The organism is Brachybacterium alimentarium, from assembly GCF_002332425.1.
GTDB lineage: Bacteria > Actinomycetota > Actinomycetes > Actinomycetales > Dermabacteraceae > Brachybacterium > Brachybacterium alimentarium.
In genome coordinates this window covers 168,364-183,593 of the sequence record NZ_NRGS01000005.1, presented here as the reverse complement: position 1 = coordinate 183,593, position 15,230 = coordinate 168,364, and the positions used below count along the sequence as shown (strand labels likewise).

General features: G+C 71.1%; 11 protein-coding genes. 9 read left to right on the top strand and 2 right to left on the bottom strand.

The features are described 5' to 3' along the window. Positions 1 to 14 precede the first annotated feature (14 nt). Positions 15 to 737: a FadR/GntR family transcriptional regulator gene (locus tag CIK71_RS04065; RefSeq protein WP_096163898.1), complete on the bottom strand. Its 723-nt coding sequence runs from the start codon at positions 735 to 737 to the stop codon at positions 15 to 17. Between the two features lie 279 nt (positions 738 to 1,016). Between CIK71_RS04065 and CIK71_RS04060 the strand changes: the two genes are divergently transcribed. The 8 genes from CIK71_RS04060 (at position 1,017) to CIK71_RS04025 (ending at position 10,749) form a co-directional block, all read left to right on the top strand. Continuing rightward, positions 1,017 to 2,651 (top strand): ABC transporter substrate-binding protein, encoded by a 1,635-nt coding sequence (locus CIK71_RS04060; RefSeq protein WP_096163897.1) that lies wholly within the window; start codon positions 1,017 to 1,019, stop codon positions 2,649 to 2,651. Positions 2,652 to 2,752: 101 nt separating this feature from the next. Next, positions 2,753 to 3,718, top strand: a complete 966-nt coding sequence (locus tag CIK71_RS04055; RefSeq protein ID WP_096163896.1) for an ABC transporter permease — start codon at positions 2,753 to 2,755, stop codon at positions 3,716 to 3,718. Between the two features lies 1 nt (position 3,719). Beyond that, complete coding sequence (locus tag CIK71_RS04050; RefSeq protein WP_096163895.1) at positions 3,720 to 5,828, top strand: dipeptide/oligopeptide/nickel ABC transporter permease/ATP-binding protein; 2,109 nt, start codon at positions 3,720 to 3,722, stop codon at positions 5,826 to 5,828. Further along, complete coding sequence (locus CIK71_RS04045; protein ID WP_096163894.1) at positions 5,825 to 6,655, top strand: ABC transporter ATP-binding protein; 831 nt, start codon at positions 5,825 to 5,827, stop codon at positions 6,653 to 6,655. Before CIK71_RS04050 ends, CIK71_RS04045 begins: the two co-directional genes overlap by 4 nt. 116 nt (positions 6,656 to 6,771) lie before the next feature. Then, a complete protein-coding gene (locus CIK71_RS04040; protein WP_096163893.1) occupies positions 6,772 to 7,743 on the top strand; it encodes a dihydrodipicolinate synthase family protein in 972 nt (323 codons plus the stop codon). After that, the gene (locus tag CIK71_RS04035; RefSeq protein ID WP_096163892.1) at positions 7,736 to 8,830 is read left to right on the top strand and encodes an ROK family protein; all 1,095 of its coding nucleotides are present in this window, start codon (positions 7,736 to 7,738) and stop codon (positions 8,828 to 8,830) included. Before CIK71_RS04040 ends, CIK71_RS04035 begins: the two co-directional genes overlap by 8 nt. Next, positions 8,818 to 9,501: an N-acetylmannosamine-6-phosphate 2-epimerase gene (locus tag CIK71_RS04030; protein WP_096163891.1), complete on the top strand. Its 684-nt coding sequence runs from the start codon at positions 8,818 to 8,820 to the stop codon at positions 9,499 to 9,501. Before CIK71_RS04035 ends, CIK71_RS04030 begins: the two co-directional genes overlap by 13 nt. Before the next feature lie 45 nt (positions 9,502 to 9,546). Then, positions 9,547 to 10,749, top strand: coding sequence for a sialidase family protein (locus tag CIK71_RS04025; protein WP_176485534.1), 1,203 nt, complete (start codon positions 9,547 to 9,549; stop codon positions 10,747 to 10,749). A 97-nt stretch (positions 10,750 to 10,846) separates the two neighbouring features. Here CIK71_RS04025 and CIK71_RS18145 read toward each other — a convergent pair whose 3' ends face one another. Further along, positions 10,847 to 13,531 (bottom strand): S8 family serine peptidase, encoded by a 2,685-nt coding sequence (locus CIK71_RS18145; protein ID WP_176485533.1) that lies wholly within the window; start codon positions 13,529 to 13,531, stop codon positions 10,847 to 10,849. Positions 13,532 to 13,727: 196 nt separating this feature from the next. Between CIK71_RS18145 and CIK71_RS04015 the strand changes: the two genes are divergently transcribed. After that, positions 13,728 to 15,194, top strand: coding sequence for a DUF2079 domain-containing protein (locus CIK71_RS04015; RefSeq protein WP_245857281.1), 1,467 nt, complete (start codon positions 13,728 to 13,730; stop codon positions 15,192 to 15,194). Positions 15,195 to 15,230 lie beyond the last annotated feature (36 nt).

Sequence of the window (15,230 nt, the reverse complement as noted above, 5' to 3'; positions counted from 1 at the left end):
CTCCGGTCCGGGGATCAGGCCCTGACGGCACCGGTCTCGGCGCGACCGGCGGCGTCCAGCGTGCGTCCCAGCGGTCGATAGTGCTCGACCACCGCCTCGCGATATGCGTCCGCGTCGCCGGCCTCGAGGGCGGTGAGCATGGCCTGGTGCGCATCGACGGTGACCAGGATGTCGTCCGCCTGGGCGATGTTCAGCATCGGCACCGCCGTCGTATGGATCTCCCAGAAGGCCTGGGCGAGCTGGCGCAGCAGGCTGTTGGGCAGGCGCGAGAACAGGGCGTTGTGGAACGCCGCGTCGGCCTCCGGGAACGGCTGGCGGCGCCCGGCGAGCTCTCGCATCTCGGCCACGTGGCTCTCGAGCTCGGGGTTCACGGAGCCGCGATAGATCTCCACGAGCTGATCGGCCACCGAGAGATCCAGCGCGATGCGCAGCTCGACCACTTCGCGCAGTGCCCGCAGGTCGTTGCCGTCATCGAGCCGGGCACGGAACAGCAGCCCGTCGACCAGCGGCGCGAGGGACAGCTGGCCCACGAAGGTCCCGTGCCCGTGGCGCACCTCCACGATGTCCAGCGACGCGAGGGTGCGCATGGCCTCGCGCACCGAGGAGCGCGAGATCTCGAGCCGTTCGCACAGCGCGGTCTCCGTGGGCATCGGGTCTCCCGGCACCAGCCCCTCGGCCAGGATCAGGTCCTGGATGCGCTCGACGGTGCCGTTGCCGGCCCCCTTGGTGCGAACCATGTCGTCTCCTCCCCCGGCGCAGCGTCACCTCTGTGACGTCTGCTCCATCATGCCGTGCCGGACCCTGCGGCCGCAGGTCGGCCCGGATGGTCACTGCTGCGTATCGAATCCCGGAATCGTGGTGGCGATCAGTGATCTCTTCCTGTACTGTCCCGGTCATCAGACATCATACGTCTGATCTTCGCAGGGTGGCGATTGTCGTCGGACTGCGAGGACGGCGTTCCCCCGAACCCGACGCCGCACGCGCCGGGGACCACTCCTTGAAGGGATGCATCAACGGTGATCATCAATCACGTCGATCGACTCGGCCGGCGCAGCTTCCTCCGCGGCTCCGCCGCCCTCGCCGGCGCCGCGGGTGTCGTGGCCGGCATCGGCGCCTGCGCCCCGAAGAAGGCCGGCGGCAACGCCGGATCCGACGGCGGCGGCGCTCCCGCCGGCGACGCGGATCCGGACGGCCATCTCAGCGCCGCCATCAGCTATGAGCTCGGCACCAACGGGTACGACCCGATGACCACCTCGGCCGCGCTGACGGTCGCCGTCAACTGGCACACCCTCGAGGGCCTCACCGAGCTGCATCCCGTGACCCGCGAGGCCTATCCGGCACTGGCCACCGAGATCCCCGCCGCCGAGTCCACCTCGGTGGACGTGACGCTGCGGGACGGCGCCACCTTCCACGACGGCTCCCCCGTGACCGCGGACGACGTCGTCTTCTCCTTCGAGCGGGTCATGGACCCGGAGAACGCGTCGCTGTATGCGCAGTTCATCCCCTTCATCGAGGCGGTCGACGCGAAGGACGACACCACCGTCACATTCACCCTTTCCACTCCCACCGCCGTGTTCGGCGATCGGCTCTCGACGGTGAAGATCGTGCCGAAGGAGGCCGTCGAGGCGGACCCCAAGGCCTTCGACTCCGACCCGATCGGCTCGGGCCCCTGGAAGATGACCGACAACGGCGCCGCCTCCAAGGTCATCGAGTTCGAGCGGTTCGACGACTACACCGGCCAGATGCCCGCCCAGGCAAAGACCATGAGCTGGGAGATCATCCCGGACGCCTCGACCCGCACGAACGCCATCCAGTCCGGCACCGTGCAGGCCATCGACTCCGTCCCCTACCTCTCGATCGACCAGCTGGACTCCAGCGGGGAGGTCGAGTCCGTCGGCGGTTTCGGCCTGCTGTTCGCGATGTTCAACAACTCCGAGGACAACCCCTTCCATGACCTGAGGAACCGTCAGGCGTTCCTCTACGCCATCGACATGGACAAGGTCATCGAGACCGGTGTCAGCGGCCAGGCGGAACCCGCCAGCTGCTTCGTGCAGAAGGACCACCCGAACTACAAGGAAGCCTCCACGGTCTACTCCCTGGACGCCGACAAGGCCAAGGCCCTGTTCGAGGAGACGGGCCTGACCTCCCTGCGCATGCTGGTCACCGATCACGACTGGGTCCAGCAGTGCACCCCGATCATCCAGGAGTCGCTCACCGCGGTCGGCATCGACGTGTCCTTCGAGCAGAAGCAGTCGGCCGACGCCTACAACACGGTGGACGGGGATCCCGACGCATACGACGTGATGGTCGCCCCCGGCGACCCCTCGGTGTTCGGCAACGACCCCGACCTGCTGCTGCGCTGGTGGTACGGCGCCGACGTCTGGACCGACGGTCGTATGCACTGGAAGGGCCAGGACTCCTACGACGAGGTGCAGGAGCTGCTCACCCAGGGCCTGGAGACCGTCGACGAAGACGAGCAGGAGCAGGTCTGGGGACAGCTCTTCGACCTGCTCTCCGAGGAGGTCCCGCTGTACCCGCTCTTCCACCGCGACGCCCCGACGGCCTGGGACCCCACCACGCTGGTGGACTTCCAGCCGATCTCGCTCACGGGCCTGAGCTTCATCGACGTCGCCTCCACGACGGCGGAGTGACCCGCTCGGGGCGGGACGGAACGGATCCGTCCCGCCCCGTCGGCTCCCGCGGGCCCCGTCGGCCCTTTTCCTGACCCACTGATCGACCCCCGGAGGGCCTCGTGTCCCAATTCGTCCGACTCATCGGGCGGCGCCTCGTCGCGCTTCCGCTCATGATCCTCGGCGTCACCCTGCTGGTGTTCGTCATCATGTCGCTCTCGCCCCAGGATCCCGCGCGCCGTGCGCTCGGTGAATCCGCCTCGCCGGAGGCTCTTGAGCTGTACCGCGAGGCCAACGGCCTGAACGACCCGCTCATGGAGCGCTACTTCTCCTTCCTCGGCGGTCTGTTCCGCGGTGATCTCGGCACCACGACCGGCAACACCCCGGTCACCGAGATCGTCGCCAAGGCCCTGCCGATCACGCTGCAGCTGACCTTCCTGGGTCTGGTGATCGCGATCGTGCTCGCGGCCGTGCTCGGTGTGCTCGCCGCTCTCTTCCGTGACCGCTGGGTGGATCAGGCGATCCGCGTGTTCTCCGTGGCCTCCCTCGCCACGCCCTCCTTCTGGCTCGCGCTGCTGCTGATCCAGTGGCTCGGGGACATCCCCGGCGGCTGGTACCTCTTCCCCTCGCTGGTCTCCGGCTGGGTCGGGTTCTTCGAGGATCCCGGCGTCTACCTGAACAACATCGCCCTGCCCGCGCTGGCGCTGGGCATCCCCGTCGCCGGATCGCTCACCCGAGTGGTCCGCACCGCGATGGTCGAGGAGCTCGACCGGGACTACGTGCGCACCGCCATCGGCGCCGGCATCCCGTACCCGATCGTGGTGAGCCGCAACGTGCTGCGCAATGCGCTGATCACCCCGATCACCGTGCTCGGCCTGCGCGTCGGCTACCTCATGGGCGGCGCCGTGGTCATCGAGATCATCTTCAACATCCAGGCCATGGGCCAGCTCATCCTCGACGGCGTCACCCGCAACGACGTGTTCCTCGTGCAGGGCGTGACCCTCGTGGTCGCCATCGCCTTCATCCTCGTGAACATCGCCGTGGACCTCCTGTACGTCGTCGTCAACCCCCGCATCAGGAGCATCTGACATGCGACCGAAGCTCGGAGCCCGCCTCCAGCCCCTCAGCGGCCGCCCCCTGGCCCCCTTCACCGCCCTCCCCCTGCCCAGCCGCATCGCCGTGCTGTTCCTGGTGCTGCTCACACTGCTGGCGGTCTTCGCCCCGCTGATCGCCCCGCACGGTCCGCTCGCGACCGGCACCCCCGTGCAGCCTCCCAGCGCCGACCACTGGATGGGCACCGACTCCATCGGGCGCGACATCTTCTCGCGCGTCGCCCACGGCGCCCGCTCCTCGCTGCTGATCGGTCTGGCCGCGACCGCCGCCGCCCTGGCCGCCGCCGCTGTGCTGGGCTCCTTCGCCGCCACCGCTGCGAAGCTCCCCTCCGAGATCCTCATGCGGGCCCTCGACGTGGTCATGTCGTTCCCGGGCATCGCCCTGGCCGCCGTGTTCGTCGCCGTGTTCGGCACCTCGCTGCCGGTGCTGATCTTCGCGATCGGCTTCCTGTACGTGCCGCAGCTGGCCCGGGTGGTGCGCGCCAACGTGCTCTCCCAGTTCGGGGAGGACTATGTGGCGGCCTCGCAGGTCATGGGTGCCTCCACCCCGTGGATCCTGGTCAAGCACGTGGCCCGCAACTGCATCGCCCCGATCATGGTGTTCGCGACCGTCCTGGTCGCCGACGCCATCGTGCTGGAGGCCTCGCTGTCCTTCATCAACGCGGGCGTACAGCCTCCTGCCCCGTCCTGGGGCAACATCCTCTCCCAGGGCAAGCAGCTGCTGCTGGCGGGCTACTGGTGGCCGACGTTCTTCCCCGGCCTCGCCATCCTGCTCACCGTGCTCTCCTTGAACATCCTCTCCGAGGGCCTCACGGATGCGATGGCCAGCCCGCGGATCCGCACGAAGGTCGACGTGGGCGCCGAGGAGGCCGCCCAGGCCGGTCGGGCGACGCCCGCCGCCGCGACGCCGGCCCTGGCGTCGGACGACGCAGACGACGCAGTCGACGCGGACGGCAACGGGATTTCCGAGCCCAGGACCGAGTCCTGGACCGGGACCGGCGAGCGTCCCGCAGCGCTCGGTGCGACCGATCGGGAGACCTCGACGCGTCTGCTGCACGACTCCCTCGCCGCGCTCCGCGCCGCCGAGCTCGCCCGCCCGGAGCGCGAGATGGTCGATGCCTCCGCGCCGCCCCTGCTGGATGTCCAGGACCTGCACGTCGCCTTCCCGGAGGCCCACGGCGAGACCGACATCCTCGACGGCATCTCCTTCCAGGTGCGTCCCGGCGAGACCATGGGCCTGGTGGGCGAGTCCGGTTCGGGCAAGTCCGTCGCGAGCCTCGCGATCATGGGACTGCTGCCCCGCACCGCCCGGATCAGCGGGAAGATCATGCTGGGCGACGTCGACCTGCTCTCGTTGCCCACCAAGAAGATGAACGCCCTGCGCGGCCACGAGATCGCGATGATCTACCAGGACGCGCTGAGCTCCCTGAACCCCTCGATGCTGATCCGCTCGCAGCTGGCGCAGCTGACCCGCCGCGGCGGCACCCGCAGCGCGGCCGACCTGCTCGAGCTGGTGGGCCTGGATCCCCAGCGCACGCTCGCCGCCTACCCGCACGAGCTCTCCGGCGGCCAGCGCCAGCGCGTGCTCATCGCGATGGCCCTGACCCGTGATCCGAAGCTGGTGATCGCCGACGAGCCCACCACCGCTCTCGACGTCACCGTGCAGAAGCAGGTCGTGGATCTGTTGAACTCGCTGCGCGAGGAGCTGGGATTCGCGATGGTGTTCGTCAGCCACGATCTCGCCCTGGTCTCGCAGCTCGCCCACCGCGTGACCGTCATGTACGCCGGGCAGGTGATCGAGCAGGGAGATCAGCACGACCTGCTCACCGACCCCCGCCACGAGTACACCCGCGGTCTGCTCGGCTCGGTGCTGTCGATCGAATCGGGCGCCCAGCGCCTGCACCAGGTCCCCGGCACCGTCCCCTCACCGCGCGACTTCGCCCTGGGCGACCGCTTCGCCCCGCGCTCGCTGGATCCGTCGGCCGATCCCACCGTGCGGCCGCGCCTGCTGGAGGTCGGCGGACCCAGCCACCTCGTGGCCAGCACCGGCGACGTCCCCGCACCCCTCGAAGGAGAACTGCGATGACCGAGACCACGGCTCCGAGGACACCGGCCGCTCCGACCGCCGGTGACGTGCCCACGATCGAGCTGCGCGACGTGCACGTCGTGCACAAGCTCCGCACCGGCAGCCTGCTGCACCCCGACACGATCCGCGCCGTCGACGGCGTGAGCGTGTCCGTGCGTCGCGGGGAGGTGCTCGGCATCGTCGGCGAGTCCGGATCGGGGAAGTCGACCCTGGCTCGCGTGATGACCGGCCTGCAGCCGGTGACCAGCGGGACGGTCCGCTTCGATGGACGTCCCTTCAGCCGCTCCCGCGAGCGCCGTCGCGAGCTCGGCCGCACGGTCTCCGTGGTCTTCCAGGACCCGGCCACGGCGCTGAACCCCCGCCTCCCGGTGCGCGAGACGCTCATGGATCCCCTGCGGGTGCACGGCGTCGGCACGGAGAAGGAGCGCCTCGCCCGGGTGAAGGACCTCCTGCACCTGGTGGGGCTTCCGCAATCCGCCCTCGAGGTGCTGCCCCGACAGATTTCCGGCGGGCAGCGCCAACGCGTGGCGATCGCCCGCGCCCTGGCGCTCGAGCCGCAGATCATCGTCGCCGATGAGCCCACCAGTGCCCTGGACGTGTCGGTGCGCGCCCAGGTGCTGAACCTGCTCATGGACCTGAAGCGGGAGCTCGGCCTGGGCCTGGTGTTCATCTCGCACGACATCAGCACCGTCCGCTTCGTCTCCGACTCGATCATCGTGATGAACCACGGCAAGGTCGTCGAGCATGACACCGCCGAACGGATCTTCACCGACGCCCAGGACGACTACACCCGCACGCTGCTCGCCGCCGCTCCGTCCCTCCTGTGAGGCCGGCGCGGCGGACCGCACCCGCGCGGCCCGCCCGCTCGTCCTCTCGTCCCACCGATTCCCCCGCACCCCTGATTTCCCGCTCACCGCACGCTTCTCGAAGGAGCACCTCGGACATGACCACCTCGCAGTCCTCCCCCGCCACCACCGCCTCCTCGGCCGCTCGCCTCACCGGCGTCGTCCCGCCGCTGCTCACGCCGCTGACCGCCGAGGGAGAGATCGACATGGTCTCCCTCGAGCGCCTGGTGGCCCATCTCCTGGAGGGCGGGGTCGACGGGATCTTCGCGCTCGGCTCGAGCGGCGAGGTCGCCTACGCCGACGACGCCCGCCGTGCGCAGGTGCTCGAGGCCGTGACCGGCTTCGTCGCGGGCCAGGTGCCCGTCATCGCCGGTGTGATCGACATGCAGACCGACCGTGTCCTCCACCACCTGCGCGAAGCCGAGCGCTTCGGCCTGGACGGCTATGTGGTCACCGCCCCCTTCTACGCGATCACCGGCCCCGAGGAGATCGACACCCACTTCCGCACGATCGCGGCCGCCGCCGACGGCCCGATCTGGGCGTACGACATCCCCGTGTGCGTGCACACCAAGCTCTCCGCCCCGCACCTCCTGCAGCTGGGCCGCGACGGCGTGATCACCGGGGTGAAGGACTCCAGCGGCGATGACGTGGGCTTCCGCCGCCTGGCCGCCGCGAACCGCGCCGCCGGATCCCCGCTGACGCTGCTGACCGGCCACGAGGTCGTCGTCGACGGCGCCTACCTCTCCGGCGCCGACGGCTCCGTGCCGGGCCTGGGCAACGTGGACCCCGCCGGCTACGCCCGCATGCACCGTGCCGCGCAGGCCGAGGACTGGGCGCTGGTGCGCCAGGAGCAGGACCGCCTGGCCGCGCTGTTCGAGATCGTCTTCCAGCCCACCGACAAGGTGGGCCCGGCCGCCGGCATCGGCGCCTTCAAGACCGCGCTGCGGGAGCTCGGCATCATCGCGACCAACAACGTCTCCACCCCGATGTCGCCGCTCGAGGGCGAGGCCGTGGGGAAGATCCGCACCATCCTCGAGCAGACGGGTCTGCTGGGCGGCGCGCATGCCTGACCCGGTCCTCGCCCTCGACCTCGGGGGCACCAAGATCCGTGCCGCCCTGGTCAGCGGCGCGGGTCCGGTCGACGCCGTCGCGCGCCCGATGGGGAAGCCGCCTGCAGGACGGCCACCGCGTGTGGAGCGGGTCGCCACCGTGGCCACTCCCGCGACGGAAGGACGTGCGGCGATCCTCGAGGCCGCTCTCGCCCTCGCCGAGTCGGTGCGGGACGGCGCGGACATCGCCGCCGTCGGCATCTCCTCCGCCGGGGTGATCGATGCGGCCCGTGGCCGCGTCACCCATGCCACCGGGTCCCTGTCCGGCTGGGCGGGCACCGACCTCAACGGGCCGTTCGCCGCCCGCTTCGCAGTGCCCGTCAGCGTGCTGAACGACGTGCACGCGCACGGGATCGGCGAGGCCCGCTTCGGCGTGGGCCGCGACCGCTCCTCCCTGCTGCTGATCGCCGTGGGCACCGGGATCGGCGGCTGTCACGTCCTCGGCGGCTCCGCCGTCCTGGGGTCACGGGGCGCCGCCGGGCACGTCGGCCACCTCGCGGTGCCGGAGGCCGAGGGGGTGCCGTGCCCGTGCGGGCGGATCGGCCATCTCGAGGGTTTCGCCTCCGGTCCGGGCATCGTCCAGCTCGCCCGGCGCCTGCGCGCCGAGGCCCTCACCCCTGAGGAGGCGATCGGCACAGGGCCGACCGGCAGCGACGGATCGCATCGCCTCGACCGGCGCCGTGGCGACGTCGGCCCGACGAGTCCGGCGTATGCAGACGGCCACGACCTCGCACGTGCCGCCCATGACGGAGACCCCGTCGCCCTCGAGGCCTACCGTCTCGCGGGCTTCGCCACAGGCCGGGTGATCGGCGGCCTGCTCAACGTGCTCGATGCGGCGGCGGTCGCCCTGGCCGGCGGCGTCTCCGACGCGGACGGCCCCTGGAGCGACGCGGTGCGCCAGGGCATCGCGCACGACGCGATGGACGTGGTCGCCGCGACCCCGGTGCTCCCCGCCGAGGCCGGCGCCCATGCCGCCCTGCTCGGCGCCGCCGCCCGTGCCCACGACGACCTGCTCGCGCCCCCGAAAGGCTCCCCATGCATCCCCTGATCGCCCCGCTCGAGGGCACGCTGATCGTCTCCTGCCAGGCCTATCCCGGTGAGCCGATGCGCGATCCCGGCACCATGGCGCAGGTCGCCGCCTCGGTCCAGCGCGGCGGCGCCACCGCGGTGCGCGCCCAGGGCCTCGAGGACATCCGCGCCGTGAAGAGCACCGTCGACGTCCCCGTCATCGGCATCTGGAAGGACGGCGCCGAGGGCGTGTTCATCACCCCCACTCTCGAGCACTGCCTCGCCGTGATCGACGCCGGGGCCGACGTCCTGGCTCTGGACGGCACCCGCCGTCCCCGACCCGACGGCCGCACCCTCGCCGAGACCGTCGCGACCGTGCGGGAACGATTCGACGGACCGATCATGGCGGACTGCGACGACGTCGACAGCGCCCTGGCCGCCGCCGAGCTCGGCATCGACCTCATCGGCACCACCCTCGCCGGCTACACCGACAGCCGCCCGCCGGTCGACGGCCCCGATCTCGACCTCCTCACCGAGCTCGCGGCTCGTCTTCCCGCCACGAGCGTGCTGATCGCCGAAGGGCGCGTGCACTCCCCTGCCCAGGCCGCGGCCGCTCGCGCCGCCGGCGCGTTCGCCGTCGTCGTCGGCACCGCGATCACCCACCCCACGAGCATCACCACCTGGTTCCGCGACGCCGTGACCACCGCCTGACCCGACAGAACGATCCCTCCCCGACGAAGGAGTCACCTGATGGACATGACACGACGAAGCATGATCGGCGCCGCCGCCGGGCTCACCGCACTCGGCGCAGGGAGCGCGAGCGCCCTCGCCCTGCCCCCGGCGAAGGAGAACGGCCGCCGACACGGCCTCTACGAGGAGCAGGTGCTCGCCGCACCAGGCGACCACGGCGTCCAGAACTTCCGCATCCCGGCGCTGGCCGTCGCCCCGAGCGGCGACCTGCTCGCCGCCTACGACAAGCGGCCGGTGGGCGGGGACTCCCCCTCCCCGAACTCCCTCTGGCAGCGCCGCTCCCGCGACAACGGACGCACCTGGGAGGAGCCGACGGTGATCCGCGCGGGCGTGGAGTCCACCGAGCCCGGCGAGAAGCTCGGCTACAGCGACCCGTCCTACGTGGTCGATCGCGAGACCGGCACCATCTTCTGCTTCAGCGTCTTCTCCAAGGACGTCGGCATGTGGGACAGCGAGTACGGCAACGACGACGAGGACCGCAACATCGCCAGCGCCACCGTCGCGACCAGCCACGACGACGGGGAGAGCTGGGAGTACCGCTCCCTCACCACGATCGTGAAGCCCGAGGACTGCCGCGCCACGTTCGCCTCCTCGGGCGCGGGCATCCAGGTGCGCACCGGCCCCTACGCCGGGCGTCTGGTGCAGCAGTACGCGGGCTGGTTCCGCCAGGCCGACGGCAGCGAGGACGTCAAGGCGTACTCGCTGTACTCCGACGACCACGGCGAGACCTGGACGATGGGCACGCCGGTCGGCACCGAGATGGACGAGAACAAGGTCGTCGAGCTCTCCGACGGCACGCTGATGATGAACTCCCGGGAGAACGTGCGCACCGGTCGCCGCTGGGTGGCCCTCAGCCACGACGGCGGCGAGACCTGGGAGGGCCTGCACCGCGACGAGTCCCTCGTCGATCCGGGCAACAACGCGCAGATCACGCGCGCGTACCCGGACGCGGCCCCGGGATCACGCAAGTCCAGGATCCTGCTGTTCTCCCATGCCGACCACGAGCCCGACGACCGCGTCAACGGCACGATCGAGATCTCGACCGACGACGGCGCCACCTGGGAGCGCAAGCGGGTCTTCCAGCCCGGCGCCTGCCAGTACTCGGTGATCATCCCGATCCGGCGCGGCCTGTTCGGTCTGCTCTACGAGGCCGAGGATGAGGCGATCACTTTCTCGCGCCTCGACATGAACTGGATCCTCTCCCGCTGAGGGGCGCCGCGCGATCGGCGCGGGCACGAGGAGGGCGGCGGCACCGTGATGGTGCCGCCGCCCTCTCGCTGTGGCTCAGCGCTGCCCGTCAGGGAGCTCAGCGCTGACCGGGCTGGCGCGGGTTCGCGTAGTCGATCGAGAACTGCGGCGTCCTGACGGTCTCCCAGTGCTCCGGGTTCTCCGGGTCACCGAGCGGTCGCAGGGCGGCCACCTCGAGCACGTACGTCCCGTTCTTCGCGCTGCGCGGCTTCTCGTTCTTCAGCACGAAGCTGCCGTCCCAGGCGAAGACCTCGGGCTCCTCGCTGCGACCCACGTGATCTGTCGCCTCGATCGTGCCCACGGAGGGGTTGACGATCTTCAGCGCGCCGTCCGCACGCACCTCGTACGCACGGATCTCGAGCCGCTCGGCCGGGTACGCCAGGAAGTACGCGAGGTACGGGACGTCACCGTCCTCCATCGTGTAGGTGTGTCCCCCCTCCGGGTCCAGCAGCACGCCGTCGTCACCGTCGGTGACCCCGAGGGCGGGCAGCCCCAAGCCGGCCTCGTCGAACACGGGCAGCGCCTGATAGTCGCCCGAGAGCCCTGCGAAGGGGACGACCATGTCGTCCTCCGCGCCGCTCAGGGTGATCCAGCCGCCGTAGATGATGCCGTCCTCGCCGAAGTCCTCACCGAGGGTGACGTCGAGCTGCGAGGTGCCGTGGGCGGGGACCGTCAGGACGGACGCCGCCGGCTCGGCGATCCCTTCGGCGTCGTAGAACTCCGGGTCGGTGGTGGTGGGCCCGGTGGCCACACCGTGCCGAACACCGACCTGGTAGGTCTGCTCGGTCTCGGAGTCGTTGCTGACCTCGAACGTGACGGTCGTGGGGCCGTCCTCTCCTTCGCCCAGCGAGATCGTGGGCTGCTCCACCGTGGTCATGGAATGCACGGCGCCGACCATGTCGAGCAGTCCGGCGCCCTGACGGTGAACCGGCTCGAGGAGCCCGGCGTCCGGGGAGAGCGACCAGGTCAGCGGGTCCGCAGAGTTCATCATCGCGGTCTTCACGTCCAGCGGAGCGAGGTCCGGGGAATCCTGCAGCATCAGCGCTGCAGCGCCGGCGACATGCGGCGCCGCCATCGAGGTGCCGGACTTGGTGCCGTGCCCGCCCTGCTCGAGCGGGAGCGTCGACCAGATCGACCCGCCCGGCGCGGCGATGTCCGGGGTGAGCTCCAGCTCGGCGGTGAGGCCGTAGGAGGAGAAGTCGGAGACCATGCCGGCAGTGGGATTGTCCAGCACGATGGTCCCCTCCTGCCAGGCCCAGGTCACGTCGCCGTCCGCGAGCGCCTCCTGCAGGGCGAGGCCGTCCTCCTGACCGGCCATGACCACCGGGATCGTGATCGCGGGATCACCCTCGACCGTGGGGTTCAGCGTGCCCGGGGCGTTGTCGTAGAGGATCACGGCGTCGTAGCCGGCCTCCTGCCCGGCCAGCGCCTTCTCGTAGAAGGAGCACACCCCGCGCTCGACCAGGAGGGCCTGGCCGGAGCCGTCGGCAGGCGTCACGGCGGCCGGGTCACAGGCCTGAGCGGCCTCCGAGCCCGGTTCGCCCGCGGAGATCAGCGCGAGCTCGCCGGAGGTCGGCGTCGTGGGAGCGCCGGTGGCCTCTGCGTATCCGATCTCCGACCCTGCCGCGGTCGCGAAGGGTGAGCGCACCTGCGTGCTGTCCACGGAGGCGACGGTGATCGCACTGGAGGCGACACCCGGAGCCCCGCTGGAGAAGGTGCCGGCGGCGCCCTCGTTGCCGGCGGAGATCACGACGGTGATGCCGCGGGCGGTGAGCGAGTCGGTGAGCTGCGCGGTCGGGTAGTCCTGCCAGGTCATGAAGCTCGCACCGAGGGACATGTTCACCACGTCCACCCCGTCGGTCGCGGCCTGCTCCATCGCCCCGAGGATCACGTCGGTGCTGCTGGAGCCCTCGCAGCCGAACACCCGATAGGACATCAGGTCGACGTCCGGGGCGGCGCCCAGCACCTCGCCGTCCGCGCCGATGATCCCGGCGACGTGGGAGCCGTGGCCGCCGCAGTCATCGGGGAACTCGTCCGGGACGGGATCCTCTCCGGTGCGGGAGTCGTAGTCATCGCCCACGAAGTCGTAGCCGCCCACCACCCGGTCGTTCGGGAAGTCGGCCTGCTCGTCGTCCACGCCGGAGCCGCCCAGATCAGGGTTGTTGTAGTCGATCCCGGAGTCGATCACCGCGACGGTGACTCCCTCGCCGGTGAGCCCGTCGACCTGCTGGATCTGGTCGACGCCGGTCATGGCGTTGCCGGCCCGGTCGTCCGGCTCGGCATCGATCGGATCGGGCATCGGGACCTCGAGCACGGGGTACACGGCGGTGACGCCCTGGACGGCACGGAGCCGGTCCACGTCGCCGTCCTCCATCGCGACGCTCATACCGTTCCAGCCCGACACGAAGGTCTCCTCGACCTCGAGCTCGATCTGGGCCGACTGCGCACGCTCCTGGACCTGCTCCTGGGAGCGCGTGTTGTGCGACGAGTTGCCGCCGCGCAGCACGGGCTGTCCCTCGACCTCCACGAGCCAGCGTCCCGGCACGGCGGTCTCAGCCGCGTCGAGCGTGCCGGTCGGGGTCGGCGCCTCGACGCCGAGCTCGGTCGCGGTGCCGAGCGGCTCGGGGGAGTCGCCCTCGGCGAGTGCGGGCGGGGCCACCAAGAGACCGGCGACGAGCGCCGCACCGGCCGTGGCCGCGAGCACTCCTCTGGGTCTGGGCAGGGCAGGACGGTTCACGTGCATCGTGGCATTCCTCCGGGGGACGGGATGAAGCGGGTGCCGCGCCTCATCACGCCCGGGGTCCCGGTGCACACCGCCACTGTGCACTCCATCACAGATGGGCGTGATCCGGGCCCGCTCCGCGGAATCCGTGACGGAGACGAGACCAGCGCACCCGCGCGAGCGGCCCCGTCGGGGAGGCGGCGTATACCCTCGCAGCGTGGACCTCCCCGCCGACACGACCGCGCCAGCGGCCCCTCCGCATGCCCGTCCCGGGAGCGCGTCGGAACCGGCCGACGCCGCAGCGCGGACGACGGCGCTCGTGCGCCGTCTGGTCCCGACCCTGCTCGCGGTCATCGCGTCCCTCGCCTACGGGATGCAGGGCACCCAGCAGTTCCGCCACCTCGTGGCCAAGTCCTGGGATCTGGGGATCTTCACCCAGCTCGCCCGGGACTACGGCGAGCTGCGGGCACCGATCGTCCCCATCAAGGGCGACGACGTGAACCTGCTGGGGGATCACTTCCACCCGATCCTGGCCCTGCTCGCCCCGGTCTGGTGGGTGTGGCCGTCGGGCGAGGCACTGCTGTGGACCCAGGCCCTGCTGCTCGGGGTCTCCGCGCTCCCGCTGACCCGGCTCGCGATCGACCGGCTCGGCCCCGCTCTCGGCTCCCTCGCCGGCGGCGCCTATGTGTTCTCCTTCGGCCTGCAGGCCGCAGCCTCCGTGCAGTTCCACGAGATCGCGTTCGCCGTGCCGCTGCTGGCCCTGTCGCTGACGGCGCTGCTGCGCGGGAGGGTGCTCCCCGCGATCCTGTGGGCGGCGCCCCTGGTCCTGGTCAAGGAGGACCTCGGGCTCACGGTCGCGGTGCTGGGAGTGGTCATCGCCCTGCGCCATCGCGCCCACCGGGCCGAGGGCATCGGCCTGGCCGGCTGGGGTGCGGGCTGGTTCCTGCTGTCCACCTTCGTGATCCTGCCGCTGCTGAACACCGCCGGGCAGTACGACTACACCGACAACCTCGGGTCACCGCTGGAGGTGCTCTGGCCACCGGCGAAGTGGATCCTGGTGCTCATGCTGCTGCTCGCGGCCGGGGTGATCGGCGCCCGCTCGCCGCTGATCCTCCTGCTGCTGCCCACGCTGGCCTGGCGCTTCGCCGGCACCGTGGACTTCTACTGGAGCTGGGGCTGGCACTACGACGCGCTGCTCATGCCGATCGTGCTCGCAGCGATGCTCGATGCGCTCGGCGACCGTCGCACCGGGCGGGCGACCGCCTGGGCACGGCGGGACGCCCCGATCCCGGTGGCACGGATACGGGTCACCGCCGTGGCCGCTTCCGCGGCGGTCACGCTGATGCTGGGCGGGGCGATGCCGGTGCTGGACGTCGTGCGCCCCCACCAGTGGGAGCCCACCTGGCGCGCCGAGCCTGCGGCGAGTGCCCTCGAGGCGGTGCCCGACGGGGACGTGCTCGCGGTGGACATCACACTCATGGCGCATGCGGTCCCCGACCACGACGTGCAGTGGATCCACGGCCCCAATCAGCGGGTCCCGGACTGCGTGCTGAGCGACGACTACGCGTTCTCCTGGGCCGACGGCCCGCCCGAGGACATCGCCGACTGGGCGCAGCAGACCTGGGGCACCGACTTCGAGACGGTCCATGAGGAGGGCGGCTTCCGGGTGGCCTGCCGTCCCTGAACGGGGCACTGCCGGGGGTGCCCGCCGGTGCGGCCC